Origin of the sequence: Brevibacterium sp. 91QC2O2, assembly GCF_024580695.1 — a bacterium.
In the GTDB taxonomy this organism is placed as follows: Bacteria; Actinomycetota; Actinomycetes; order Actinomycetales; family Brevibacteriaceae; genus Brevibacterium; species Brevibacterium moorei.
In genome coordinates this window covers 77,552-103,456 of record NZ_JANIJY010000009.1, presented here as the reverse complement: position 1 = coordinate 103,456, position 25,905 = coordinate 77,552, and the positions used below count along the sequence as shown (strand labels likewise).

General features: G+C 66.4%; 24 protein-coding genes and 2 tRNA genes. 9 read left to right on the top strand and 17 right to left on the bottom strand.

Translation table 11 applies throughout. The annotated features are described in order from the left end of the window. Positions 1-330: 330 nt before the first annotated feature. The 8 genes from NQ036_RS08955 to NQ036_RS08920 all read left to right on the top strand — a co-directional run bounded on the left by NQ036_RS08955 (position 331) and on the right by NQ036_RS08920 (position 5,878). Positions 331-1,611, top strand: a complete 1,281-nt coding sequence (locus NQ036_RS08955) for an inorganic phosphate transporter (RefSeq protein ID WP_257058413.1) — start codon at positions 331-333, stop codon at positions 1,609-1,611. Further along, a complete protein-coding gene (locus NQ036_RS08950; RefSeq protein ID WP_257047319.1) occupies positions 1,611-1,937 on the top strand; it encodes a peptidase in 327 nt (108 codons plus the stop codon). Before NQ036_RS08955 ends, NQ036_RS08950 begins: the two co-directional genes overlap by 1 nt. 142 nt (positions 1,938-2,079) lie before the next feature. Continuing rightward, positions 2,080-2,152: transfer RNA gene (locus NQ036_RS08945), tRNA-Ala, on the top strand. A 62-nt stretch (positions 2,153-2,214) separates the two neighbouring features. After that, positions 2,215-2,287, top strand: a tRNA-Ala gene (locus NQ036_RS08940). Between the two features lie 94 nt (positions 2,288-2,381). After that, positions 2,382-3,275 carry an arginase family protein gene (locus tag NQ036_RS08935; RefSeq protein ID WP_257058411.1) on the top strand — a complete coding sequence of 298 codons (894 nt, stop codon included), beginning with the start codon at positions 2,382-2,384 and terminating at the stop codon, positions 3,273-3,275. Positions 3,276-3,313: 38 nt separating this feature from the next. Next, positions 3,314-4,198 (top strand): alpha/beta fold hydrolase, encoded by an 885-nt coding sequence (locus tag NQ036_RS08930; protein WP_257047312.1) that lies wholly within the window; start codon positions 3,314-3,316, stop codon positions 4,196-4,198. After that, positions 4,195-5,280, top strand: coding sequence for a glycosyltransferase family 1 protein (locus tag NQ036_RS08925; protein ID WP_257047310.1), 1,086 nt, complete (start codon positions 4,195-4,197; stop codon positions 5,278-5,280). The genes NQ036_RS08930 and NQ036_RS08925 overlap by 4 nt, the downstream gene beginning before the upstream one ends. Before the next feature lie 82 nt (positions 5,281-5,362). Next, entirely contained in the window at positions 5,363-5,878 is a 516-nt protein-coding gene (locus NQ036_RS08920; protein WP_257047309.1) for a DUF1992 domain-containing protein, read from the top strand. An 11-nt stretch (positions 5,879-5,889) separates the two neighbouring features. Here NQ036_RS08920 and NQ036_RS08915 read toward each other — a convergent pair whose 3' ends face one another. The 12 genes from NQ036_RS08915 to NQ036_RS08860 form a co-directional block, all read right to left on the bottom strand. Then, on the bottom strand, positions 5,890-6,498 hold the full coding sequence (locus tag NQ036_RS08915; protein ID WP_257047308.1) for a histidine phosphatase family protein: 609 nt from the start codon (positions 6,496-6,498) through the stop codon (positions 5,890-5,892). Beyond that, positions 6,491-6,889 (bottom strand): ribosome silencing factor, encoded by a 399-nt coding sequence (gene rsfS, locus NQ036_RS08910; RefSeq protein WP_257047307.1) that lies wholly within the window; start codon positions 6,887-6,889, stop codon positions 6,491-6,493. Before rsfS ends, NQ036_RS08915 begins: the two co-directional genes overlap by 8 nt. Positions 6,890-6,954: 65 nt before the next feature. After that, positions 6,955-8,277 (bottom strand): hypothetical protein, encoded by a 1,323-nt coding sequence (locus NQ036_RS08905; RefSeq protein WP_257058408.1) that lies wholly within the window; start codon positions 8,275-8,277, stop codon positions 6,955-6,957. Beyond that, a complete protein-coding gene (nadD, locus tag NQ036_RS08900; RefSeq protein ID WP_257047304.1) occupies positions 8,270-8,878 on the bottom strand; it encodes a nicotinate-nucleotide adenylyltransferase in 609 nt (202 codons plus the stop codon). The genes NQ036_RS08905 and nadD overlap by 8 nt, the downstream gene beginning before the upstream one ends. Before the next feature lies 1 nt (position 8,879). After that, the gene (locus tag NQ036_RS08895) at positions 8,880-9,035 is read right to left on the bottom strand and encodes a hypothetical protein (protein WP_257047303.1); all 156 of its coding nucleotides are present in this window, start codon (positions 9,033-9,035) and stop codon (positions 8,880-8,882) included. Positions 9,036-9,131: 96 nt separating this feature from the next. Then, positions 9,132-10,424, bottom strand: coding sequence for a glutamate-5-semialdehyde dehydrogenase (locus NQ036_RS08890; RefSeq protein WP_257058406.1), 1,293 nt, complete (start codon positions 10,422-10,424; stop codon positions 9,132-9,134). Positions 10,425-10,438: 14 nt separating this feature from the next. Further along, the gene (gene proB / locus NQ036_RS08885; RefSeq protein WP_257047301.1) at positions 10,439-11,581 is read right to left on the bottom strand and encodes a glutamate 5-kinase; all 1,143 of its coding nucleotides are present in this window, start codon (positions 11,579-11,581) and stop codon (positions 10,439-10,441) included. Beyond that, a complete protein-coding gene (obgE, locus tag NQ036_RS08880; RefSeq protein WP_257047300.1) occupies positions 11,578-13,191 on the bottom strand; it encodes a GTPase ObgE in 1,614 nt (537 codons plus the stop codon). The genes proB and obgE overlap by 4 nt, the downstream gene beginning before the upstream one ends. A 115-nt stretch (positions 13,192-13,306) precedes the next feature. Beyond that, positions 13,307-13,561, bottom strand: coding sequence for a 50S ribosomal protein L27 (rpmA, locus tag NQ036_RS08875; protein WP_257047299.1), 255 nt, complete (start codon positions 13,559-13,561; stop codon positions 13,307-13,309). Positions 13,562-13,587: 26 nt separating this feature from the next. After that, positions 13,588-13,896: a 50S ribosomal protein L21 gene (gene rplU / locus NQ036_RS08870; protein ID WP_257047298.1), complete on the bottom strand. Its 309-nt coding sequence runs from the start codon at positions 13,894-13,896 to the stop codon at positions 13,588-13,590. A gap of 232 nt (positions 13,897-14,128) precedes the next feature. Continuing rightward, positions 14,129-14,431 (bottom strand): chorismate mutase, encoded by a 303-nt coding sequence (locus tag NQ036_RS08865; protein WP_257047297.1) that lies wholly within the window; start codon positions 14,429-14,431, stop codon positions 14,129-14,131. 107 nt (positions 14,432-14,538) lie between these two features. Beyond that, positions 14,539-17,358: an Rne/Rng family ribonuclease gene (locus tag NQ036_RS08860; protein WP_257058404.1), complete on the bottom strand. Its 2,820-nt coding sequence runs from the start codon at positions 17,356-17,358 to the stop codon at positions 14,539-14,541. Positions 17,359-17,684: 326 nt separating this feature from the next. Between NQ036_RS08860 and NQ036_RS08855 the strand changes: the two genes are divergently transcribed. Beyond that, positions 17,685-18,356: a vitamin K epoxide reductase family protein gene (locus NQ036_RS08855; protein WP_257058402.1), complete on the top strand. Its 672-nt coding sequence runs from the start codon at positions 17,685-17,687 to the stop codon at positions 18,354-18,356. A gap of 109 nt (positions 18,357-18,465) precedes the next feature. Here the strand turns inward: NQ036_RS08855 and ndk are convergent, their stop codons facing one another. The 5 genes from ndk to NQ036_RS08830 form a co-directional block, all read right to left on the bottom strand. Continuing rightward, positions 18,466-18,879: a nucleoside-diphosphate kinase gene (gene ndk / locus NQ036_RS08850; RefSeq protein WP_257047293.1), complete on the bottom strand. Its 414-nt coding sequence runs from the start codon at positions 18,877-18,879 to the stop codon at positions 18,466-18,468. A 74-nt stretch (positions 18,880-18,953) separates the two neighbouring features. Further along, the gene (locus NQ036_RS08845; protein WP_257047292.1) at positions 18,954-19,400 is read right to left on the bottom strand and encodes a DUF4233 domain-containing protein; all 447 of its coding nucleotides are present in this window, start codon (positions 19,398-19,400) and stop codon (positions 18,954-18,956) included. Next, complete coding sequence (locus NQ036_RS08840) at positions 19,397-20,788, bottom strand: folylpolyglutamate synthase/dihydrofolate synthase family protein (protein WP_257058399.1); 1,392 nt, start codon at positions 20,786-20,788, stop codon at positions 19,397-19,399. The genes NQ036_RS08845 and NQ036_RS08840 overlap by 4 nt, the downstream gene beginning before the upstream one ends. Continuing rightward, entirely contained in the window at positions 20,781-24,065 is a 3,285-nt protein-coding gene (ileS, locus tag NQ036_RS08835; RefSeq protein ID WP_257058396.1) for an isoleucine--tRNA ligase, read from the bottom strand. The genes NQ036_RS08840 and ileS overlap by 8 nt, the downstream gene beginning before the upstream one ends. A gap of 292 nt (positions 24,066-24,357) precedes the next feature. After that, positions 24,358-25,830, bottom strand: a complete 1,473-nt coding sequence (locus tag NQ036_RS08830; RefSeq protein WP_257058394.1) for a helix-turn-helix domain-containing protein — start codon at positions 25,828-25,830, stop codon at positions 24,358-24,360. Between the last annotated feature and the right edge of the window lie 75 nt (positions 25,831-25,905).

Here is a 25,905-nt window from a genome sequence, read left to right as displayed (position 1 = left end):
AACGCCGAGACGATGACTTCGTCATCGCCTACCGTGAATACCTGCTCGCCGCGTAGGCCACCTCGCCATGGTCGATCACCACCACCATGATCACGACCGGGCTTGACAACCTATAGGAGCATCACGGACCGAGCTGTGAAGAATATCATCGCCGCGGCTTCGGGTGGGGATCAGCGGCCTGCCGAATCGGACAATTCCATGCGTTTAGAATGAACGTATGGTGAACGCCGGTTGTAGCAGCCGGGCCCGCGCGCACCGCGCCAGGCCCGGAGTCCGTCGAACGGTCGACGCGACCCAGTGGAGTCTGGGACCCCAGCACGAAGGACGCCCGTGGATTTCATAGTTCTGGTCGTCATCCTGGTCATCGTCTTAGCGCTGTTCTTCGATTTCACGAACGGATTTCACGATACGGCCAATGCGATGGCCACACCCATCGCGACGGGAGCGCTCAAGCCCAAGGTAGCCGTCACCCTGTGCGCGGTCCTCAACCTGGTGGGCGCCTTCCTGTCCACGGAGGTGTCCAAGACGGTGTCCGGCGGCATCATCAAAGAGGATCAGATAGGCGCGGGACTCCTACCCGAGCTCATCTTCGCCGGACTCATCGGCGCCATTTGCTGGAATATGCTCACCTGGCTGTTCGGCCTTCCCTCGTCCTCATCCCATGCCCTGTTCGGAGGGCTCATCGGGGCGACCCTGGTGGGCTTCGGGGCCTCCGGGATCAACTTCGCCATGGTCGTGCAGAAGATCGTCCTGCCGGCCCTGCTCTCCCCTGTGATCGCGGGCATCGTCGCCTTCGTCGCTACGAAGATCGCCTACCAGATCACGCGCCGCTACGACAACAAGCCCGATGGTCGTGATGGGTTCCGAGTCGGTCAGATCCTGACCTCGTCGCTGGTCGCCCTGGCCCACGGCACGAACGATGCGCAGAAGACCATGGGCATCATCACGCTGGTGTTCATCGCGGTGGGCTGGCAGTCACCTGCCCACCATGAGCCACACATCTGGGTGGTCGTGTCCTGCGCCTCGGCGATCGCCCTGGGCACCTATCTGGGCGGTTGGCGCATCATCCACACTCTGGGCAAGGGCCTGGTCGAGGTCAAGCCGGCACAGGGCTTCGCAGCGGAGTCCTCGACTTCGGCGACCATCCTGGCCTCCAGCGCCCTGGGCTTCCCCCTGTCGACCACCCAGGTCGCCTCGGGCTCCGTGATCGGTTCGGGCCTGGGACGCCGAGGTGCCGAGGTCCGCTGGTCGACGGCCGGCAAGATCATCGTCGGCTGGGTACTGACCCTGCCGGCTGCCGCGATCGTAGGAGCCCTGGTCGCGCTGATCGTCGTGGGCATGGGCCACTGGGGGGTCCTGGTGGCGTTCGTCCTCGCCGCCATCGTCGTCCTGGGGATGTTCCTGATCTCCAAACGCCAGAAGGGCCACCCGGCCGATGCGATGAAGAGCGATGTGGCGGAGTCCGGCCATGCGGTGAAGGTCCCGCACCAGCTGCCACCCACTCCGCGCCAGGCACGTGCCGCGCGCAGACGGGCCGAGGCCAAGGCTGCGAGGAAAGCCGCCTCGCGTAACGCGCAGGCCGCTCACGCTGACGAGAGAGAGGGCGCCTGATGCACATCGCCTGGATCGATTTCATCCTCGTCTTGTGTGCTGCCCTGGTGGGGGCGAGCATGCTGGTCTTCTTCTACGGCTTGGGATTGCGCCTACTGGTCGAGGGCGGCCGTCCGCCGGTCGTCCACCCCGTCGACTTCCCCGATGCGATCACGAAGTTAACCCCGAAGCAGATCAGGAAAGCGGAGAAGAAGGCCGCGAAGGCTGCCAAACGCAATCCGCTGACACATCTGCAGAAGCGCGCCAGACTGACCGGGGCCTACGCCTGTTTCACCCTGTGCGGCCTGACGATTCTGGGGGCGGTCATTCTGATCGTGGCCCACTGAGCGATCGGTTTCCACGGCTACATGCGATGCTGGATTATGATGCCGCTCACGCTCAGCCGGCGATCGGGCTCCCCGACTTGGCAAAGGCGCTCGAACTGGACTAGAGTTAACGTCGTTGCCCGAACGTTCGGGTGATCCTTTCGGGGGTATGGCGCAGTTGGTAGCGCGTCTCCATGGCATGGAGAAGGTCAGGGGTTCGAATCCCCTTACCTCCACGGAATGTCCAATCGCAGACATATGCGGTCAGGGCGTCCGGACAATCGAATACAGACTCTTCGGGGGTATGGCGCAGTTGGTAGCGCGTCTCCATGGCATGGAGAAGGTCAGGGGTTCGAATCCCCTTACCTCCACCGAAGGTGACTAGACTGAAAACGTCCTGCCATGCGGCAGGACGTTTTCAGTTTATCTTGCGGGATTTCCGTGCGAAGAAGAGGAAGCCTCCCCATGATCGATCAGAACGTCACCGATGCACGAACACTGCGATTGGTGTGGCCTCAATGGCAAGGAGCCGGCCGTGACACCGTCGCAGAGCTACTGCCGGAGGTGCCCATAGACCGCGCACGGCGCTCATATGCTCTCGGTACCCGTGTGCTCCAGGCGATCCTTCCCGATCATCCAGGACCGACCGAGGTCGTCCCCGTCGATGGTGGAAACCCGGACGAAGGCTCGACCGGAGGCGTCGAATCGCGTTCGGCCATCCTCGCATCCTTGGCAGCCGCGCAGCGTGCGCTTGCCCGCCATGACTTCGACCGCGTGCTCACCCTTGGCGGCGAGTGCTCGGTCAGCGTAGCCCCATTCGCTGAGCTGGCTCACAAGTACGAAGACGATCTTGCCGTCATCTGGATCGACTCCCATCCCGACACCGATACACCGGATACCGGTTACGACGGTTTCCACGCTATGGCCGTCAGCGCGCTGACTGGACACGGCGACGGGGAAATCCTCAACCGGCTACCCGCCCACGTCGATTCCTCCCGTCTTGCGCTCGTAGGGCTGCACGACTGGGTCCCGGACGCATATGCTCACGTCGACCAGTGGGGACTGCGGGCATTCACCCCCACCGATCTTCGCAAGACCAGCTCCGGCCTGCTCGACTGGCTCGCGAGTACCGGAGCCGGCAAGGTGGCCGTCCACCTCGACGTCGACACAGTCGACTCCGCTGAAGCCGTCCTAGGCCTCGGGCAAGTTCCCGACGGGCTCAATCGAGCCCAGATCCGCCGTGTGATCGGCGATATCGCAGAAGTCGCCGATATAGTCGGACTGACCATCGCGGAGTTCATTCCGCGCGATGTGCTCGCCATTGAGGAACTCATCGACGGTCTACCCCTCACCCGGTAACGCTACCGGCCGCCTGGGCCCACGTAGGATGGAGCCATATGGATTTCATCGATTCAATGCGCCACGATCTGACCATCGCAGTCAACGGTGCCCCGCTCCAGGTGGCCACCTGGCATCATCACCGAGACCGCTCAGGCGCCCGTCCGGTCCTCCTGATCCACGGATTCCGCGGCGATCACCACGGGATGGATCTCATCGCCCACTACCTGCGACACCGGCCGGTCATCGTCCCCGACCTGCCAGGGTTCGGCAGCACCCCCGCCCCGGAGGGCGAACTGGATCTGGATTCCTATCTGGAGTGCCTCGACGGCCTGCACAGTGCGGTGGCCGAAGAGTACGGAGCGCCGCCCGTGGTGGTCGGGCATTCCTTCGGCTCGATTCTGGCCGCCCACTGGGCCGCCGCCAGGGCGAATGCGGGGAGTGCCCCCGATCGTCTGGTGCTGATCAATCCGATCGCCTCGGACCCGCTGGCCGGTCCCGCCAGTCTGCTGACCCGCGCGACCGTCGCCTATTACCGGGCGGGAGCCGCCCTGCCCGCGGGAGCCGCCCGAGCCCTGCTGTCGAGTCCGCTGATCGTGCGCGTGATGAGCGAGGTCATGGCCACCACAGACGACCCGGGGCTGCGTCGCTACATCCACGACCAGCATGCCCGCTATTTCTCCGCCTTCGCCGACCGCCGCACGCTGGCGCGCGCCTACGACGTGTCGATCTCGCACACCGTGGCCGAGGCCGCGGATGCCCTGACCATGCCGGTGGCGGTGATCGCCGGCTCGGCCGACCAGATCGCGCCGCTGCCCGCCACCGAGGCGTTCATCGCCTCCCTGCCCGCCGCCTCGGCCACGATCGTCGACGGGGTGGGCCATCTGATCCACTACGAGGCCCCTGAGACCGCGGCCGAAGGAATCGAGGCGTTCGTGGCATGAGACTGTTCTTCGACTCCCGCTTCACGCGCACGGACCGGCACGATGGGATCTCCCGGTACGGCGCCGAACTGCTGCGCGCCCTGCTGGATCTGACCCGCGGCACCGACGTGGAGGTCACGGCGATCATCAACGATCCCGCCCAGCTGGCCATGCTGCCGCAGACCCCCTACGTGCTGTTGAACGATCCGATCAGCCCGGCCGAGCCCTTCATCGCGCGCCGGCTCAACCAACTGGGCGCGGACGTCGTGTTCTCGACCATGCAGGTGATGGGGTCCACCGGGCGGCACTACAAGCTGATCCTGACCCTGCACGACCTCATCTACTACGACCACCCGACTCCCCCACGGGATCTGCCGGCCGTGGTGCGCGGCGCCTGGCGCCTGTATCACAAGGCGTATTGGCCACAACGCGTCCTGCTCAACCGGGCAGATGCCGTGGCCACGGTCAGCCGAACCACCGCCGAACTCATCGCGGAGCACCGGCTGACGCGTAAACCGGTCCACGTGATCGGCAATGCCGCCACTCCCCCGGCCGCCCTGCCACAGCGGGCCCAGGGTGATACGGCCAGGTCATTGGTCTACATGGGCGCCTTCATGCCGTACAAGAACGTCGAGACCATCGCCATGGCGATGCCCTTGTTGCCGGGCTGGACATTGCACCTGACGTCGAAGATCTCCCCGGTCCGGGAGGCCGAGTTGGCCCGCCTGGCCGGCCCCGCTGCCCACATCGAGTTCCACCACGGGGTCAGCGATGAGGAATACCATCGGCTGCTCGATTCCGCCACGGCGCTCGTCAGCGCCTCCCGCGCCGAGGGTTTCGGCCTGCCGGTGGTCGAGGCGCTGAGCCGAGGACTACCCGTGCTGTTGAGCGAACTGCCGATCTTCCGTGAGATCGCCGGTCCGGCCGGCGTCTACTTCGACCCGGACTCGCCCCGGTCCCTGGCCGCCGGCGCCAGACGCCTGGCCGATGCCGAAACCTGGTTACGGCTCTCGCAACTGGCGCCGGGGCAGGCTGCCACCTTCTCCTGGGAGGAATCGGCCCGACGACTGCTGGACCTGGCGCGCGAGCTCACGAACGGATAATGGGAGTAACGGCATCTTCGGATTCCGGCCGCAGCCGGCTCCGAACCCGGCAGCTCTCGAGTATCGAACTGGAAGTGGGAATATGGTCAAGCGCGACTCCGAACGCCGCAGAAGGATAGAGAGCGTCCGTGGGGCATCGGGGGCCGGTGCGACTCCCGATGTCAGTGGGGATCCTGACGACTCCGCCCGACGTGGTCCGTCCGCTCCCAGCCAGGTCGAGATCTGGAAGTCCGCCATGGTCAACAGCGCAGTGGAGCAGGCCATCGCCCGTGGAGAATTCGATGACCTGCCCGGACTCGGAAAGCCGTTGCCCGGCCTCGACGGGCGTCGTGACCCGGACTGGTGGATCAAGGGAAAGCTCGCCGACGAGGACATCCGTGGCGTCGGCCCCGCCGCACTCACTCTGCGTCAGGAGGCCGCCGATCTTCGCGGCAGGCTCGACGCGGTCGACGACGAAGACGAGGTCCGCAAGCTGCTCGAGGACTTCAACCGGAGGGTCCGCGATGCAGGGCTCGATCCGCACACCGGGCATCTGGTCGTCACCCCGATGCGTCGGGTCGAAGAAGAGATCGCAGCCTGGCGCAGTAGGCGCGCCTGAACCCCGGCCGCTCAGTCGACCGACCAGCCCCAGGCGTCTAAGTACCAGTGCTCGGAACGGTACTGCAGGGATGCATAATTGCAGTTCTTCAAGGCGCCCAACTGCCCCAGGGGTCCGTCGGAGTCCAGTCCCAGGAACATCTGGGTGGCGCCGCGAATCACCGCGCCGTGAGCCACGATCGCCACCACATCGTCATCGGCGCAGGTCTTGAGCAGGGTCCCAACCGTCGAGTAGACACGGCTGCCCGCCTCCTGCAGGGATTCCCCACGCGGCGGTCGAACGTCGCGCCCGGCGTTCCACAGCGCGAATTCCGCAGGCCAGCGCGGCGCGATCTCATCGCGGGTCAGGCCCTCCCAATCGCCCACTCCCACCTCACGCAGACCTGCATCGGTCACCGGCTCCAACCCGATGGCCCCGCCGATCGCCCGGGCGGTCTCATGAGCGCGGGACAGATCGGAGCTGAATAGGCGGGTGATACCGCGCCCCGCCAGATGGGTCGCGACGGCTTGGGCCTGGCCCCGGCCCGTCGCGTCCAGCGGGATATCCGCCTGGCCCTGGAAGCGACGCTGGAGATTATATGCGGTCTGCCCGTGACGGACCAGGAACACACGCTTAGGCATGATCGTCCGCTTTAGTCTGCGGTAGCCCCAGATCGGCGGTGACGTCGATCGTCGGGCAGTCCTTCCACAGGTTCTCCAGGCCATAGAACTCCCTATCCTCGGCAGCGAAGACGTGGACGATCAGGTCGCCGAAGTCCAACAGCACCCAGTGTCCCTCGCCCTTGCCCTCGCGCAGGCGCGCACGCTGCCGGCATTCCTTCAGCAGCGCTTCCTCGATCCCATCGACCACGGCGTTGACCTGCCTGTCGTTGTCGGCCGAGGCGATGAGGAAAACATCTGTGATGTAGAGCTGGTCGCTGACGTCGATGGCCACGATTTCGGTGGCGAGCTTGTCGGCAGCTGCCCTGGCTGCGATATGCGTCAGTTCCAGGGCGTTTTCGGTCGCGGTCACGCGATACCTTCCGGTTGTAGAGTCATTCGGTTCCGATACCCGGTCTGGGTCCGGCGGTTTACGGGTTAGAAGAGCATGGTCAGGGCCACCACGATGAGAGCGATCGCGACGACCAGGGCCGCGCCGAGGAAGATGAACGGTGTCCAGCTGAAGTGTTCGCCCATCAGGACCTCACCATCGGCATGTGTGACATCCGAGGCCCGCATGGGAGTGCCGGGAATCGAACCGGCGGGTGCGTCTTCCGGCCAGACCTCGTCCGTGATCTCGGCCTCGTCGTCGGAATGCTGGGCTGCGCGTACCGTCTCAATCGGCATCGTCTGCGGATGCGAGCCCAGGTCGCGCAGCCCTCCCGGCTCACCGGCTGTGTTCTTCTCGTCGCCCGAGACTACCTTGATCGCTTGAGATGAGGGAGGAGCGACGACGGGTGCTCTGCGCGGTTTGCGCGGTCCGCGGTCCATTCCGGCGGCGGTCTGCGCCTTCTTCGGTGCCGGCTCTTCTGACGGACGACCGGCAGCCGAGGCCTCCGGCTCGCTCGCCTTCTCCACCGGATCCGGCGCCTGCTGCGCCGGTTTGGGTGCTGGTTTCGGCGTGGGAGCCGGGTCGGGCTCGGGGCGTGCCGGCTCCGGCTGCGCCGCGGGTTTCGGTGCCGGCTTTGAAGTCTCCGCCTTCGGTTCGTCCACCGGGGCCTTCGCAGCCGCGGCGGGAACCGCCTTCGATTCTGGAGGGATAACCGGCTGAGCGGGTTTGGACGCGGTGGGTTCGGCCGGCTTGACCGATGGCTTCGGCTTGGCCTGTTGCTTGGGCGTGGCCGGCTCGTCCCGGCCGCTCGGCTTCGCCGGTTGCGCGGGCTCGGCCGACTTGTCGACGGGGGCTGCGGCAGGTGTTGCCGCCTTCCCCTTCGGACCAGGGGCCTGCGCCGTACGAGGCGCCGGATCGACCGGTGCATCGGCATGCGTGGCGATGGGCCGCAGGGTGTTCACCGGCGGGAGGTCGCCGGTTGCGACATCACTCGGATCCTCGGCCAATCCGTGCTCGCGCAGATAGCGGCGTCGCTCCGCGCGGCTGGCGAACACCGGTTCCTCGGCGGGTACCGCGGGTTCTGCAGGGTCAGCCGGAGCTGCGGGCGCGGCGGATGCTGCCGGCGATACGAACTCGGCACGGCCGGTCGGAGTGTCCCCGGGCATGGCAGCCGGAGGCTCGGCGGGGGCCGTGGGCTTCGCCTCCTCATGGCTCACCAGGGGTCGGGCTGCCGAGGGAGGGACCGATGTCCCGCCTGGGGCCTCGGCGACGCCTGCCGTCGAGTCCCCGTGTGTGGCGTCGAACTCGGCCTCAGCGGCCCGACGCTCTGCTTCGCGTCGTTCCCGGCGCGTCAAGAACTGCTCAGCCATGGGTACTCCTGTTGTACAGATTGTGTTTGGCGATGTGCTGTACCACCCCGTCGGGCACCAGGTACCAGACCGGCAGTCCCGCCTCCACCCGGTCTCGACAGTCCGTCGACGAGATGGACAGCGCCGGGATCTGCAGCAGGCTCAATCGTTCGCTGGGCAGACCATGACCGTCGAGTTCATGACCCGGCCTGCTCACCCCGACGAAATTGGCCAGTTCGAACAACGCCTCCACGTTCTTCCAGGTCAGGATCTGCGCCAGGGCGTCCGCTCCGGTAATGAAGAACAGTTCGGCATCGTCCCCGTAGACACAGCGCAGATCGCGCAGGGTGTCGATGGTATACGTCTGGCCGGGCCGCTCGATGTCGACGCGTGACACCGTGAAACGCGGGTTCGAGGCGGTGGCGATCACCGTCATGAGATACCGATGTTCCGAGTCGGTCACATTGCGGTCCGCCTTCTGCCACGGATGGCCGGTGGGCACGAAAACGACCTCGTCCAGGTCGAATCTTGCCTGGACTTCGCTGGCGGCCACGAGGTGTCCGTTGTGGATCGGATCGAACGTCCCGCCCATCACCCCGATCCGGCGTTTCCTGTCTGTCATATCAGTGACGGTACGAGATGCCCTTCCACGACATCGTCACAAACAGGCTCAGCAGGAAAACAGCGGCGGCTACACCGGCATAGACATACGGGGACACGGGCAATTCGACGGCGTGTTCACTGTGTTCGGCTGCTGCCAGCAGGATCGCGGTCTTCACGTGGGGCTCCTCTTTCGGTTACGGTCGCCCGCACGGTGCGGGCTTCATATCGATCTTATTGTGTCACCGACGAGATTACGAACGCCGGGGCGGGTGTCACTCGCGGACTTGGCCGGAACCGCGCATGACCCATTTCACAGTCGTCAGGGCGCGCAGGCCCATTGGCCCGCGCGCGTGCAGCTTCTGGGTCGAGATCCCCAGTTCGGCTCCCAGTCCGAACTCCTCTCCATCGGTGAAGCGGGTGGAGACATTGACTCCCACTGCGGCGGCGTCGACCGCGGAGACGAAAGCGTCGGCATTGGCCATATCGTTGGTGACGATGACCTCGGTGTGTCCCGAGGAATACGACCGGATGTGTTCGATCGCCTCATCCAGCCCCGCTACAATCTTCACCGCGATCTCCAGCCCCAGGTACTCCTTGGCCCAGTCCCGCCGTGCAACCCTGCGGATCGCGACCCCGTCCGGAGCCAGCTCGGCGACATCGGGCCCCGCGTGGACGACGACTCCGCGTTCACTCAGCGCGCCCAGGAGCTTGGGCAGCACGCGCTTCGCCGCCTTCTCGTGGACGAGCAGGGTCTCGACCGAATTGCACACGCCCGGCCGTTGCGTCTTCGAGTTGACGACGATGTTCGTGGCCATGCGCACAGGTGCCGACTGGTCAACGAATATGTGGACGTTTCCGACCCCGGTTTCGATGACCGGCACGATCGATTCGCGCACGACAGTGGAAATCAACTCGGCACCGCCACGGGGAATCAGCAGATCGACGTAGTCGCGTGCCGTCATCAACACCCTGGCGCCGTCCCTGCCCCATTCATCGACCGAGGACAGCGCCTCCTTCGGCAGACCCACCGCAACGATCGCCTGACGCATGAGTTCGAGCAGCAGGGAATTGGACGACTTCGCAAGATTGCCCCCGCGCAGCACTGCCGTGTTCCCAGATTTCAGGGCGAGTGCGGCGATATCGACCGTGACGTTGGGCCTGGCCTCGTAGATCGCGGCCACCAGCCCCAACGGAACCCGCTCCTGATAGAGCTGGATTCCATTGGTCAGGGTCCGGCCCTCCACCAGTTCTCCCACCGGATCGGGCAGCGCCGCCACGGTGCGCACCGAGTCGACGATGTTGGCGATCCGCTGTTCGTCGAGTGCCAACCGGTCCAGCGACGACTGCGGAATCTCCTTGCCCCTGGCCATGACCAGGTCCTCGGCGTTGGCCGCCAGCAGATCCTCGGTGTGTTCCTCGAGGTTGACCGCGATCGCCTCCAATGCGGCATCGCGCACCTTCGCCGAGGTTCCGGCGAGCACCGGGGCGACCGCTTTGGCCGCGGCGACCACCCGAGTCACCGCGCGCACGGTCTTCGGATGAATCTCCGCCTGGGTTGAAGTCATCGCATCCCCTTCGTCTAGAACACTGCGTCGGTCAGGACCAGATCGTTGCGGTGCACGACCTCCTTGCGGTAATCGCCCCCATACGCCTGGCCCAGTTCGTCTGTGGACATGCCGTACATCCGCGGCAGTTCCACCGCGGCGAAGTTCACCATACCGCGGGCCAACAACTGTCCGCGAGGCCCGACGATGTCAATCGGGTCACCCGCTTCGAAGGCCCCGTCGACGTCTGTAACACCGGCCGCCAGCAGCGAGGAACCATTGTGCAGGGCCTTTGCCGCGCCCGCGTCGACTCGCACGGACCCGTGGGTGTCGGCCAGGTGCGCCAGCCACAACAGCCGCGTCTGGCGTCGCTTGTGGGTCACACCGAAATAGGTTCCCAAGTCGGCTCCGGTCAGCGCCCCCTCGAGGTTGGCAGCGCTGGTGAGCACTGTGGGGATACCGGAGTCCGCGACCATGGTCGCAGCCCGCACCTTCGAGGTCATTCCGCCCGATCCGACGCCCGCACGCCCCGTTCCCCCGATCCGCAGACCGGAGGTCGCTGCGGCATCGGCAACGAATGGCACCCGGGCCGAGCCCGGGACCTCCGGCGGTGCGGTGTAGAGGGCGTCGACGTCCGAGAGCATGACGAGCGCATCCGCATGGGCCAGCTGAGCAACCAGTGCGGAGAGCCTGTCGTTATCGCCGAACCGGATCTCCTGCGTGGCCACCGCGTCGTTCTCGTTGACGATGGGCTGGACTCCCATTGCCAGCATCCGGTCCAGGGCCCGCTGGGCATTGCGGTACTGCGTGCGGCGGATCAGTTCGTCGGTCGTCAACAACACCTGGGCCGTGACGGTGCCGAATTCGTCGAAGACCCGGCGGTAGGCGCTCATCAGCTGGGTCTGTCCCACTCCGGCCGCCGCTTGTTGCGTGGCCAAGTCCTTCGGCCGGGCGGCCAGCCCCATCGGCTCCAGGCCCGCGGCGATAGCACCGGAGGACACCACGATGATCTCGCGTCCCGTGGCCGCAGCCCGGCCCACGCTGCGGGCGAATGCCTCGAGCAGACCGACGTTGAGGCCGCCGGCCAAGCTCGTCAGGGAGGACGAGCCGATCTTGACGACCAATCGCTTGGCCTGCGCGATGGCCCGCCTGGCTCCGGTGTAGTCCACCGGGGTCACAGCCGGTCGTCCCCGTCCGTGTCCGGCCCCGTGACGATCGGCACGCCGTGCTCGTCGCGGGCGCCATTCATATCGGCGGTATAGCCGCCCCGGCCCAGCTTCTGATCCTCCTGGCGCTCGCCTTCGAGTTCCGCGCGGGCCGCGGCCTTGGCGTCCATCCTCTCGTGGAAGGCCTCCTTGCGCTCGCGGCGGGAGGCCCTGGCCGTCTCGTGGTCCTCAACGCGCAGATCGGTCCCGCGCGAACCCAGCAGTTCGGCCCCTCCGACCATCGTGGGATCCCAGTCGAAGACGACGCCGTCGCCCTCGCCGATGACCACGGTGGATCCGGCGATCGCACCGGCGCGGAACAGCTCGGTCTCCACGCCCAAGCGCTCCAGGCGGTCGCCCAGATAGCCGACCGCCTCGTCATTGGCGAAATCGGTCTGGATGACCCAACGCTCCGGCTTATCCCCCAGGATCCTAAACAGCTCACCGTCGGAGGTGTGTTCACGGTGCACTTCGAAGCCCTTGTCATCCACCGCGATCGGTCGGATCACGGTGCGCACCGGCTCCGGCGCAGTCTCCTCGCGGCGCTTGCGCTCGGCGGCGACCAGTTCCGCCATGGCGAACGACAGCTCCCGCAGGCCCAGGTGGCTCACGGCCGACACTTCGAAGGTGCGCCACCCGGCGGCCTCGAGTTCGCCGCGGACCATATCGGCCATGTCCCGTCCATCGGGCACGTCCACCTTGTTCAGGGCCACCAGCTTGGGCCGCTGCGTCAGCGGCAGCAGCTCCGATCCCTCGGCTGCGATATCGACGGAGTACGCCGCCAGTTCATCTTCGATGGTCTGCAAATCGCCCACCGGGTCGCGTTCGGGGTCCCAGGTCGCCATATCGATGACGTGGACCAGCGCCGCACAGCGTTCGACGTGGCGCAGGAATTCCAGACCCAGGCCCTTGCCCTGGCTGGCACCCGGAATCAGTCCGGGCACGTCGGCCACGGTGAACCGGACGTCGCCTGCCTGCACCACGCCCAGATTGGGCACCAGTGTGGTGAATGGGTAGTCCGCGATCTTGGGCCGGGCCGCGGACAGGGCCGCGATCAGGCTGGATTTGCCCGCCGAGGGGAAGCCGATCAGCGCGACGTCGGCCACGGACTTGAGCTCGAGGACGATATCGGCCTCTTCGCCCGGCTCCCCGAGCAGGTGGAACCCCGGGGCCTTGCGCTTGGTCGAGGCCAGGGCCGCGTTACCCAGTCCCCCGTGGCCCCCTGCCGCGGCCACATAGCGGGTGCCCGGCTCCACCAGGTCGGCGAGGACATCTCCGTCCAGGGTCTTGACCACGGTGCCGACGGGAACCGGCAACACCAGGTCGGGGGCGTTGGTGCCGTGGTAGAAGCCACCGCGACCGATCCCACCGTGTTCGGCCTTCTTATGTGGGCTGCGGTGGTAGGGCAGCAGAGTCGTCGTCTGGTCATCCACGACCAGCACGATGTCACCGCCGTTGCCGCCGTTGCCGCCATCGGGTCCGCCCAGGGGCTTGAACTTCTCGCGCTTGATCGAGGTGCACCCGTCCCCGCCTCGTCCGGCGAAGATGTGCAGGGTCACTCGGTCGACGAATTCTGTGGCCACCGTTGTCACTTCCGTTGTGCTGCGGATACAGCGTGGATTGCTGGAGAATAAAGAAGTGTGGGGTGAGACGCCCGCGGCGACTCACCCCACACTGAAACCGTTATGGCCGAGTTGTTCAGCCCGCGGCGTTGATGTTGACGATCTTGCGACCGTTGCGCGCGCCGAATTCGACGGTGCCCGCGGACAGGGCGAACAGGGTGTCGTCGCCGCCACGGCCCACGTTCTCACCGGGGTGGAACTTGGTGCCGCGCTGACGGATCAGGATTTCTCCGGCCTTGACGGTCTGGCCGCCGAAACGCTTGACGCCCAGGCGCTGTGCGTTGGAATCACGACCGTTGCGAGTGGAGCTCGCGCCCTTCTTATGTGCCATTGTGTCTAACTCCTCGGATGAAAAACTTACTTGATGTCGGTGATCTTCAGGCGGGTGAGGTCCTGGCGGTGGCCCTGACGCTTCTTGTAACCCGTCTTGTTCTTGTACTTCTGGATCACGATCTTGGGACCGCGAAGTTCATCGACGATCTCAGCGGTGGCCTTCATCTTGGCGAGCTTGTCGGCCTCGTGCGTGACGGTCTCACCGTCGACGTGCAGGACCAGGTCGAGTTCGACCTTGTCACCGGCTTCGCCCTTGACTCGGTTGACTGTGATGATGTCGCCAACGCTCACCTTTTCCTGGTGACCGCCGGCACGGACGATAGCGTATGCCATGTTCGAACCCTTCCGTTCTCTGCGCGCAGCCGGGTGCTGCTCACGACTTCGTTGTTCGGCGACTCTGGCTTGGCCCCGTCCACCAGATGGCGGGCGGCCCCATTACGAGACAGAAATCAGCCAGGTGTTATCCACACCAGCACCCTATTTTAGCCGGATCCCCGACACCGAGTCAAAGGCTTCATGTGTGCCGAGTATCACGCAGACGTCGGATTCGAAAGCTGCCCGGCGCTCAGCCGGCGCGCTTGGCCTCGGCGATGCGCTCATGACGGTGAATGACCTCCGCGACGATGAACGCAAGGAACTTCTCCGCGAATTCGGGGTCCAGATCGCTGTCCTCTGCCAGCCTGCGCAGGCGCGCGACCTGGCGCGCCTCGCGCGCGGGATCGGCCGCAGGCAACTCAACCGTCGCCTTGAGCTCTCCCACCGCCTCAGTGAGCCGGAAACGCTCGGCCAGGATGTGGATGAGGGCTGCATCGATATTGTCGATGCTGGCGCGCAGGGCCAACAGTTCCGCGGGGATCTCTTCACTCATGGTCCCATCCTAATGCGGCCGGCCCGCCCGGTCCGTCCACATGGTAGACGGTCCGGGCGGGCCGGGCCAGCGGCGACCGCGGTCACTCACCGCAGGCGGCGCATCGGTCAGTCCTGGCCGATGATGAGGAAGCCCGTGGTGACGGGCTCGGATTCCGGAGCAGCCACCGGCTGCTTGCGCGGCGCGCGCTTGACGGGCCTCTTCGGCGCCGCCTCGGCAACCTGCACCTTCGTGGTCTGCTCCCCGCCGATCATCAGCGGAGCCGGACCCTTCGGCTGCTCGGGCTCGGGTTCCGCGACCGGCTCGGGCGTCGCCTCGACCACGGGCGCCGATTGCTCGGCCGGTGCCGCATCCGCAGCGGGCGTGGACTCGGACACTGGAGCGTCGAACAGCGGTGCCGGAGCCTCGTCCGCCTTCTTCCTACGCGAGCGGCGGGTCCGCTTGGGCTTCGCCTCCGCCTGCGGTGCAGCGGGTTCCTCTGCGGCAGGGGCGGCCGGTTCCCCGCCCGCGTCCTCTGCCTTCTTGATCGTCGCCTTGGCGATCGCCGCCATTGCATTGCGCGATTCCGCGCTACGGCTGGCCTCGACCTCGTCATGCACGGGTTCCGGCGCGGGCTCCGCCTGCTTGCGCTCGTGCTTCTTGTCGTGGTGGCCGTCCTTGGCCTTGCGGGACTTGAACTTCTTGGCATTGGGATCCGGTTCGGTCCCCGGCAGCATCAGACCCCGCCCGGTGAAGTCCTCGCCGGCTGCTGCGAAGCCCTCCGCCAGCCCGGTGCCGATGCGCTTGCGGGTCATCTGCACCAGCCCCAGCGAGGTGACCTCGGCGACCTGGTGCTTGGTCCGGTCGCGGCCGAGGCACTCCACCAGCCGGCGGACCACCAGGTCGCGGTTGGCCTCGAGCACCATGTCGATGAAGTCGACGACGATGATCCCGCCGATGTCGCGCAGGCGCAGCTGGCGGATGACCTCCTCGGCCGCCTCCAGGTTGTTCTTCGTCACCGTCTCCTCGAGGTTGCCTCCCGAACCGGTGAACTTGCCCGTGTTGACGTCGATGACCGTCATCGCCTCGGTCCTGTCGATCACCAGGGATCCGCCGCTGGGCAGATGAACGAGCCGGTTGAGCGCCTTCTCGATCTGTTCGTCGACGCGATAGTGAGCGAAGATGTCCTCCTCGCCCTCATAGTGCTTGAGGCGTTCGGCCAGATCGGGGGCGACCGTCTCGACGTACTCGTGGATCTCGTCCTCGACCTTGTCACCCGATACCACCAGTTCGGCGAAGTCCTCGTTGAACACATCGCGGACGATCCGCAGGATCATGTCCGGTTCACTGTAGAGCAGCGCAGGCGACAGCACCTTCGTCGACGTCGTCTTCGCCTCGATCTTCTCCCAGCGCTTCGAGAGCCGCTCGACGTCGTGGCGCAGTTCCTCCTCGGCCGCGCCCTCGGCCGCGGTGCGCACGATGACACCGGAACCGGTGGGCACGATCTCCTTGAGCAGCTTCTTGAGGCGGTGGCGTTCCACATCCGGCAGTTTGCGCGAGATACCGGTCATCGTGTTGCCGGGTACGAATACCAGGAAGCGCCCCGGCAGGGAGATCTGCGCGGTCAGGCGGGCCCCCTTGTGCCCGATCGGGTCCTTGGTCACCTGTACCAGCACGGAATCACCGGGTTTGAGCGCCAGCTCGATCCGACGCGGCTTGCCGTCCATTCCGAGGGCGTCCCAGTTCACCTCACCGGCGTAGAGCACGGCATTGCGGCCCTTGCCGATGTCGATGAATGCCGCCTCCATGCTGGGCAGCACGTTCTGCACCTTGCCCAGGTAGACATTGCCGATCAGCGATGCCTGGGCCCGGTCCTCGGATAGGTAGTGTTCAACCGCGATACCGTCTTCGAGCACGACCAGCTGGGTCCGACCATCCTGCCGACGCACCAGCATCTTGCGCTCCACGGATTCACGCCGGGCCAAGAACTCGGCCTCCGTGATCAGCGGGCGGCGCCGACCGGCGGCCCTGCCCTCCTGGCGGCGCTGCCGCTTGGCCTCGAGGCGGGTCGAGCCCTTAACACCGGTGACCTCGTCACTGCGGGCCGAGGCGCCGCTGCGGTCGCGTTCGCGCCGACGGTGCCGGCGGCGACCCGAACCACTGTCCTCCTCGGAGGGCTTGTCCGCCTTGGAATCCTTATCGCCCTTGCCGTCCTTGGCCTCCGCGGAGTCCTTGTCCGCGTGGTGTTCGGCGGCGGGCTCGTCCCCGTCGCCGGTATTCTCACCCTGGTTCTCGTCCTCGGCGCGATCGCGCTTGGACCGCCGCCCACGACCCCCACGGCGACGCTTCTTGGCGCCCAGGGAGTCCTCGGCGTCGTCTTGTCCGGCACTTTCGGCGTCCTCGCCCTCGTCGGTCTCGACCGCGGGCTCCGTTTCCTCCTCCGCCGGCGACCAATCGGGGTCGGCGAGCTCACCGAGCTCGACCTGCGGGGCCTGGAACAGCAGTCCAGGGTCGGCTACAGTCGGCGCGGGTGCCTCCGGCGGTTCCGGCGTCTGGGCCCGGGCAGCGGAGAACGAGAAGGGGTTGTAGTCATCGAAGGACTCCGGCTGGAGCACTCCACCGGCTTCCTCCGTCTCCTCGTCCACCCGCTGTGGGGTCGGGGCCGCCGAGAAGTTCAACATACCCACCCCGAAGGCAGGACCGGAATCCGCGTCGGGCAGTGTGATCCCGGCGGCGCGCTGCGCCCGTTCATCGGGCTGCGCATCCGGTTCCATGTCATCGTCGTCTTCGCGCAGCGTCGCCGCTGCAGCGGAAATGCGGTCCAGTCTTGCCCGCACATCATCGTCGACCTGGTGTTCGTCGGCTGCCTGCTGTGAGTGGGCCTTGAGGTCCGCAAGGTCGGCCAAGATGCCCGCCGTCGGGTCCTGGATCTCTTCGTCATTCGACATTCAATTGCTCCTGTCCCCCATGCGGATCCCCGCCCGCACCGATGCGGATCATCCGGGAGGATGCCTACGATCCATCGGCCGATGGATCAAAAGTCAAGTCTGCGGCCGCAGCTTTCATCAAGCTCGCGCCAACGTGAGTCTGCGCGGTAGCCCTGCGGCCCGCCTCGGCTTCGACCTGTCGTGGACAACCACGGCGAGGTGGAGACGGTCTGCCCCGCGGTGCGTGCGGAGCCGATGCACCAATTATTGCACAGTGGTCCCTTAGCGTTCCCTAAGAGTGGCGCGTGTCATTGTGTGAGAGGACCGCCAGGGACCACAATGGGATGGTGAAAGACGAACCCGCGACATCTGCACCGGCCGCTGAACTCAGCGATGAAGAACTCGAGGAACTGATCCGTCCCAGGGCCTGGTTCCTGAACCAGCGGGCCATGGGCTGGTTCCTCATCGTCACCGCCATGATCGGTTTCTACTCCTCATTCGACCTGTCTGTGGAGAAGGTCAAGAAGCTCGAAGATCCCGGCCGTATCCTGTCCTGCGATTTCAATCCGTTCTTCTCGTGCGGCTCCGTGATGACCCATCCCGGCGCCCAGCTCTTCGGCTTCCCCAACCAGTTCCTGGGAATCGCAGCCTTCATCTTCCCGCTGCTGCTCGGAGTCCTGCTGGTATCCCGGACCACACTGCCCTCCTGGGTGATGGTCGGGCTGAACATCGGGCTGTTGGGCGGAACGGCGCTGTGCACTTTCCTGTTCATCTACTCGATCTTCATCATCGGGGTGGGTTGCCCCTGGTGCATTGTCGTGTGGACCGTGACGATTCCCCTGTTCTGTGTGACCACCGGCTACAACACCCTGACGGGCGCCTTCGGCCAGGGCCTGCGCGACAGCCTGACCGCCCGCATGTTCGCCAAGCACTCCCTGGAGATCGGCGTTCTGTGGATGGTCGTCGTCTATGGACTCATCGTCGTGAAGTTCTGGCAGTTCTTCTCGAATCTGTTCTGATTGCCAACGGCCCGGGCCGTTGGTTGCTGTGATGCCCGAAAAGGGCCGGGGCCCGGTCGGGCGAGGTCTCCCCTCGCCCGACCGGGCCCCGGCCCTTCATTCTGTTCGCTCAGGCGAACCAGATCGCGATCTCACGTTCAGCGGCCTCTGGCGAGTCGGAACCGTGGACGATGTTCTGCTGCACGTTCAGGCCCCAGTCGCGGGCCAGATCGCCGCGGATCGTCCCGGGCGCTGCTGCCGTCGGATCGGTCGCCCCCGCCAACGAACGGAAACCGGGGATGACGCCCTCGCCTTCGGCGATGAGCGCGACCACGGGGCCCGAGCTCATGAACTCGACCAGCGGAGCGTAGAAGGGCTTGCCCTCGTGCTCGGCGTAGTGGGCGGCCAGTTGCTCGGAAGTCGCGGTGACCATGCGCAGATCTGCCAGGGTGTATCCCTTGGTTTCGATCCGGCGCAGGACCTCTCCGACCAGTCCGCGGCGGACGCCGTCGGGCTTGACGAGTACCAGGGTGCGTTCTGTCATGTGTTCTTTCCTTTACAGTCGTTTTACTCTGTTCGGGCAGCCGAAGGGGCAACCCGATTGTCCGTACGGGCCCTTCAGCCCTCCATATCAGCCGGCGGTTGGACGTACCCGTGTTCGGCGATCCAGGCGGTCGCCTCACGATCGATCCGTCTGCCCCAGTACACGGCCGTGCCCCACATGATCCCGAAGACCACCAGGACGACCAGCAGCCCGGGCATCACGATCGCCGACAGGCCGATGAGCACCTGTACGGCCCAGCCCAGCGCGATTCCGATCCCGGGTGCGCCCGCTTTCTTGGGCATGGTGATCATCGCCAGAATGCACACGACCGTGATGAGGACGGCCCCGCCGATGATCCAGCTCAGCGGCACCGGCCGCAGGCCATAGCCCACCAGGACCGCCAGGTAGAGCACCAGGACCTCGCTGACGAGCACGGTGCCCCCGAGCATCGGCAACTTGGATTTCAGCGGTTTGCGCAGCTTGCCACCCGTCGGCTGTGCGCCGTCTGCGGTGTCGCTCATACCTCGTCCGCCTTGCCCAGTAGGGTGCGTGCCTCCGCAACCGTGGCCAACGAGCCGGTGACCACGATGCCCGTGCCCGGTTCGGCGTCCGCCGCGACGATGTCGAGGGCGCGCATCAGTGCCTCATTCATGTTTCCCGCCACGACGATATCGTCCTCGTCCCACCATTCGGCGGCGAAGACGGCCAGTTCGTCCGCCGGCAGCGCCCGCGGATTCAGCGCCGCGGTGACGACGACGGTGTCGGCGAAGCGATGGACGTACTCCAGCACGCCATGGGGGTCCTTATCGGCGAACATCGCCAAGACCGCCACCACCCGGCGGAAGTCGAAGGCCTCCTCCAGGGTTTCGGCCAGCACTGCGGCCGCCTGCGGATTATGAGCGCCGTCGACGATGATCGTCGGGTCCGCGCGCACCGTCTCGACCCGCCCCGGCGAGGTCACCTGGGCGAAGCCACGGCCCACCAGCTCGAGGTCCAGCGGCTGATCCACGGTGAGGAAGCGTTCGACGATCGCCAGGGCCACCGCAGCGTTCTCCGCCTGGTGTGCTCCGTGCAGGGGCAGGAAGATGTCCTCGTAGACGCCGTGGGTCGTGCGGATCGTGATGAGCTGGCCATCCACGGCCCGCTGCCTGTCGGCCAGTTCGAAATCCCGGCCCAACCAGGCCGATTCCACTCCGCGCTCGGAGACCTGGCGAGCCAGTTCCGCCGTGGCCTCCTCGTCCTGACGGCCGATCACCGCGACGGGCTCCGGCGCGGGACTCGGGTCGACGGTCCGGTCGAGGATCCCCGCCTTGGTCGCGGCGATCTCGGTGACGGTATCGCCCAGGAACTGCATATGGTCCAGTCCGATGGGCGTGAAACCGCAGACCTGTGCATCGGCGACGTTCGTCGAATCCCACTGGCCCCCCATTCCGACCTCGAGCACGTAGACGTCGACGGGGGTGTCGGCGAAGACGGCGAAGGCCAGGATCGTCAGTACCTCGAAATAGGTCAGCGGCGGGCGCGCGGCCTCGGCCAGTTCACCGTCGACGATGAGCAGGTAGGGCTCGACCTCGTCGTAGATCCGCACGAAGTCCGCGTCCGCCACGGGCGCGCCGTCCACGCTGATCCGTTCGGTCAGCTTGTGCAGGTGCGGGCTGGAGAACCGGCCCACGCGGATGTCGGCGGCGGCCAGCAGGGATTCGACCATGCGCACGGTCGTGGTCTTGCCGTTGGTGCCGGTGACGGTGATCGCCGGGGCCGCGGTGTGGATATCGCCCAGTAGCTCGCAGGCCCGCCGGGTCGCGTCCAGGCGCAGTTCGACCTGGGTCTCCCCCGCCCTGGCCTGCAGTGCGGTGAGCACCCGGACCAGCTCGGCCTCGCCGGGCTCATCCACGGAGTTCTCAGTCATTCTTCTCCACCTTGATCTGCACCCCGGAGGCCACGTCCTTGGCCTCGAACACACCGGTGCCGGAGGGTTCCTCTGTGCTAGTCGTCAGCTCCACGGCCAGGGTCTCCTCGCGGATCAGCCCAGCGTGCGCCTCGACGGCCGCGCGGATCTGCGCCGGCCCGGACAGCACCACGCGGATCCGGTCTGAAACGTTGAGGTCCAACTGCTTGCGCACGTTCTGGATCGCCCGCACGGTATCGCGGGCCACGCCCTCGGCCTCGAGTTCCGGGGTCAGCTGCGTGTCCAGGGCGACGAAGCCCGAGTCGGTCGTGGCCATGACGGTACCCTCGGTGGCAGCCGAGGCGACGGACTCCAGGGTGTATTCGCCCTCGACCAGTTCGATCCCGCCGGAGGTCACGGTGCCATCCGCGGCGATCTGCCAGTCGCCGGTCTTCGAGCCCTTGATCGCGTGCTGGACGTTCTTGCCCAGTCGGGGGCCGGCGGCGCGGGCGTTGACTGTCAGCTTGGTCTCCAGGCTGAAACCGGCCTCGGCGGCCTGTTCGAGTGCCATCACCGTGACGTTCTTGAGGTTGAGCTCATCGGCGATGATCGTGGTGAAGTCGGCACCCAGCTCCAGATCGCTGGCCACCGTCAGGGAGTTCAAGGGCAGGCGCACGCGCAGCTTCTGGGCCTTGCGCAGGCTCGAACCCACCGAGCACGCGGAGCGGGTGGCGTCCATGGCTGCGACCAGGTCCTCATCGGGGGCGAACAGCTGCGCATCCGGGTAGTCGGTCAGGTGCACGGACTCGGCGCCGGTCAGACCCCGGTAGATCTCCTCTGTGACGAAGGGCAGCAGAGGTGCCGCCACCCGCAGGAAGGCCTCCAGGCAGGTGTAGAACACGTCGAAGGTCTCGTGCGTATCCGCGGTGCCGTCCCAGAACCGGCGACGGGACCGGCGGACATACCAGTTGGTGAGCATGTCGAGGTATTCGCGCAGCGTCTGGCAGGCGGCCCAGACGTCGTACACGTCCATCTGCGCTTGGAAGTCGACGATCAGATCGTGGGTCTTGGCCAGCAGGTAGCGGTCCAGCACCTGGCTGGACTCATGGCGTTCCTTCGCCTGGTAGCCCTTGCCGCCGCCGACCGCATCCGCGGTGTTGGCATAGGTGGCGAAGAAATGCCAGGCATTCCACAGCGGCAGGATGACCTGGCGGACGCCGTCGCGGATCCCCTGTTCGGTCACGATCAGGTTGCCGCCGCGCAGGATCGGGCTGGACATGAGGAACCAGCGCATCGCATCGGAGCCGTCACGGTCCAGCACCTCGTTGACGTCCGGGTAGTTGCGCAGGCTCTTGGACATCTTCTGACCGTCGGAGCCCAGCACGATGCCGTGGCAGATGACGTCCTTGAACGCCGGCTTCTCGAACAGGGCCGCCGCCAGCACGTGGAGCATGTAGAACCAGCCACGGGTCTGGCCGATGTACTCGACGATGAAGTCCGCCGGGTAGTGGTCCTCGAACCACTCTTTGTTCTCGAACGGGTAGTGGACTTGGCCGTAGGGCATCGAACCGGAGTCGAACCAGACGTCGAGGACGTCGGGGACGCGCCGCATCATCGACTGGCCTGTCGGGTCGTCGGGATTGGGCCGGACCAGGTCGTCGATATAGGGCCGGTGCAGATTCGGCTGTCCGTCCGGACCGGTGGGGATCGTCCCGAAGTCGCGTTCGAGGTCCGCGAAGGAGCCGTAGACGTCCAGCCGCGGGTAGCGCGGATCGTCGGACTTCCACACCGGCACGGGCGAGCCCCAGAAGCGGTTGCGGGTGATCGACCAGTCGCGTGCGCCTTTGAGCCATTTGCCGAACTGGCCGTGCTTGACGTTGTCGGGGACCCAGGTGATGTCCTCGTTCGTCTTCAGCATCGTGTCCTTGAACGCGGTGACACGCACGAACCAGGAGGACACGGCCCGGTAGATCAGGGGGTTGCGGCAGCGCCAGCAGTGTGGGTAGCTGTGCTCGTAGGTCTCATGGCGCAGCAGCACCGCGTGGCGCCCGGCCATCGGACCGGTGTGGTGTTTGAGGTCGGCGATGATCGGCTTATTGGCCTCGAACACCTGCAGCCCGGTGTAGTCGGCGACGGTGGAGTCGAACTTGCCGGCGTCGTCGACGGGGCGCGCGGCCTCGATCCCATAGGTGTCGGTCAGCGCCTTGTCCTCTTCACCGAAGGCCGGTGACTGGTGGACGATACCGGTGCCGTCGTCGAGCGTGACGAAGTCGGCCGACAGGATGGTGTGCATGGCGGAGCCGTAGCGCTCCTGTTGTCCTTCGAAGTAGCCAAAGGGCGGCTCATAGGACTTCCCCAGCAGTTCGGTGCCCGTGTAGTGCCGCAGCACGGTGGGCTCCTCGCCCAGTTCGCGGGCGTAGTGGCCCAGCCGGGCCTCCGCCAGGATGAAGGTCTTGCCCGCGAATTCCTCCGGGGCACCCTCGCCGGGCTTGACCGCAACGTAGTCGAATGCCGGGTTGACGGCCACCGCCTGGTTGCTGGGCACCGTCCACGGGGTGGTCGTCCAGATCAGGACGTATTCGTCGTCCCCATCGGGTCCCGGCTCGCTCAACTTGTAGCCGATAGTCACGGCGGGGTCCTGGCGCAGCTTGTAGACGTCGTCGTCCATCCGCAGTTCGTGGTTCGACAGCGGGGTCTCATCGGACCAGCAGTAGGGCAGGACGCGATAGCCCTCGTAGATGTAGCCCTTGTCGAACAGGGTCTTGAAGACCCACAGAACGGATTCCATGAAGGTGGGGTTGAGCGTCTTATAGTCGTTCTCGAAGTCGACCCAGCGGCCCATCCGGTTGACGTAGGCCTGCCATTCGTCGGTGTAGCGCAGCACGGAGGCGCGGGCCGCCGCGTTGAACTTCTCGACGCCCATCTCCAGGATCTCGTCCTTGGTCTTCAAGCCCAGCTGGCGCATCGCCTCGAGTTCGGCGGGCAGGCCGTGGGTGTCCCAGCCGAAGCGCCGTTCGACGCGCTTGCCGCGCATCGTCTGGTAGCGGGGCACGACGTCCTTGACATAGCTGGTCAGCAGGTGGCCGTAGTGGGGCAGGCCGTTGGCGAAGGGCGGACCATCGTAGAAGACGAATTCGTTTTCCCCATGGTCGCCGGCATCACGCTGGGCGATGGACTTCTTGAAGGTGTCCTCGGCCTTCCAGTAGTCCAGGATGCCCTCTTCCAGCTTGGGGAAGTCGGGGCTGGCTGCCAGGCCGAAGGCCGAAGTGCCGGCCTTGGGATAGTTGGTCTCAGTCATGAGCGTCCTTTGAGTTTGCGGGGCGACCGGGGCCGCCCCGTTTACGGTTATACCGTGCGAGGACGACATTGCTGCCGCGGTACCACCCCGCTTATCCGCCCCCGGACCCCATGGGGCCCGCGCACGGATCGCTCAACAGGCTGTCACGGGCCCACCCGTCCGGTTCTACTGGGCAGGCGGCTCATTCGAGTCATCGACCCGCCCGGGATCCGCCCACCGTTCTTCCGAATGCTCCCCGGTGATGGCCGGATCACTGCACTCCTACTCTACTCCACTCGTTCAAGTACCCGTCTCAATCACCCAGCAGTTCCTCCCAGCGGCCGGCGTCGAAACGTCTGGCCTGAGCCGTGCCCGACATGTGCCTGACCGCATTGTCGATCTTCGCCCGCCAGGCGGCGACGGCCGCGGCCGGGTCGCCGGCGCGCAGCGCGGTCAGTATCCGGGTGTCGTCGTATGCGATTCGTGCGGCCGCCGCCGCATAGTTCATCTTCAGGATCGCGATGAACACGTGCAGCCGCAGGCTGATGGCCGCGAAGGCCGCTCCAGTGTGGCCCAAACCCGCGGCCCGGGCACAGGCGGATTGGAAGGCCAGATCTGCACCGGCCACATGGTCCGGCCGGGACAGCGCCAGATGCCTCACCCGACCCAGCTCCGCTTCCAGCACCGCCAGGCTCCGCCCCTGCTCGGCGACCGACCGCGACCCGGTGTGCAGACCGGCGGCCAGGGCACGCAGCAGGACTGCACCCAGTTCGCGGCGGGCCGCATAAAGGTCAAGCACCTCCGCCGAGGTGACGGCGGGCAGGCGGACTCCGGCCGCGGTCTCCCGCACGATGGATTCGGCGCCCAGTTCAGTGATCGCCGCGGCCAGCTCCGCCCGGCCCAGCCCCGTCAGCGACCGGAGCCGGGACCTGCCGATCAGGTCCCCGGCCTCCAGCCCGGCGTCGCGGATCTCGCGTTCCAGGGCTCGCACCAGGACCTGGGTCCGGGGCTGTCCGGACACACCTTCTGAGTCTGAAATAGCGACTCCGGAAGTGGTGGGTGCCGCCGAGGCCGGTTCCACCGAGTCGGCCCGCCAGACGAAGACGCCGCGCGTCGACCTGCTGCCGCGGGCCACGGCGTTGAACAGGGCGGCCGGAATATGCCCGCATCGTCCCAGTTCCCCGGCCCAGGCCACGACCTCCACCCACGGCGCGCCCCGGTGCAGCAATACGGCGCCCAGCCCGCTTCGCATTCGGGCCAGGTGCGCAACGGAATCCGGGGCCTCGGCCAGGGGCTCGAAGGCCAGCGCCACGCGTGGTCCGCGCACACTGACCCCGACCAGTGCCGTGGCCCCGGAGCCGCCGTTGTTCTTACCGGCCCCTTGCAGGACCGACGAAGCAGCAGGAGCAATGGTCGGCGCGAGGACGGCCCGGCCGGGCACAGCGGAGACGGGCACTCGGCAGGGATCCAGGTCCCGCATGGCCCGGCTGACTGCGGATTGGGAGGCGCCGATGCGGTGAGCCAGAGCCCTGGTCGAATACCCGGGCCCCAGCAGCCCGGAGCCCGCCCGCACCAGTTCGGCCATGACCAGGGCCCGGATCTCCGCGCGTTCGGCCGAACGACCCGCCCGTGGCGCGTCGGCCAGGGGCCCGCCGTCCCGGCTGCGCGCCACCCATCTCCGCACGGTCGAGGGCGACACGCCGAAGGCGGCGGCGACCTCGGCCACGTCCGCGCCACCGGTCACCGCCTCGACCAGCGCCGCGCGCTGCATCATGTCCAATCGCACCCGTGGCCTCCTCCCCCGAAAACGTTGCTTCCGACTCATTATGCCCGGTCTCGGGCCCGCATATCTGGCGTGATG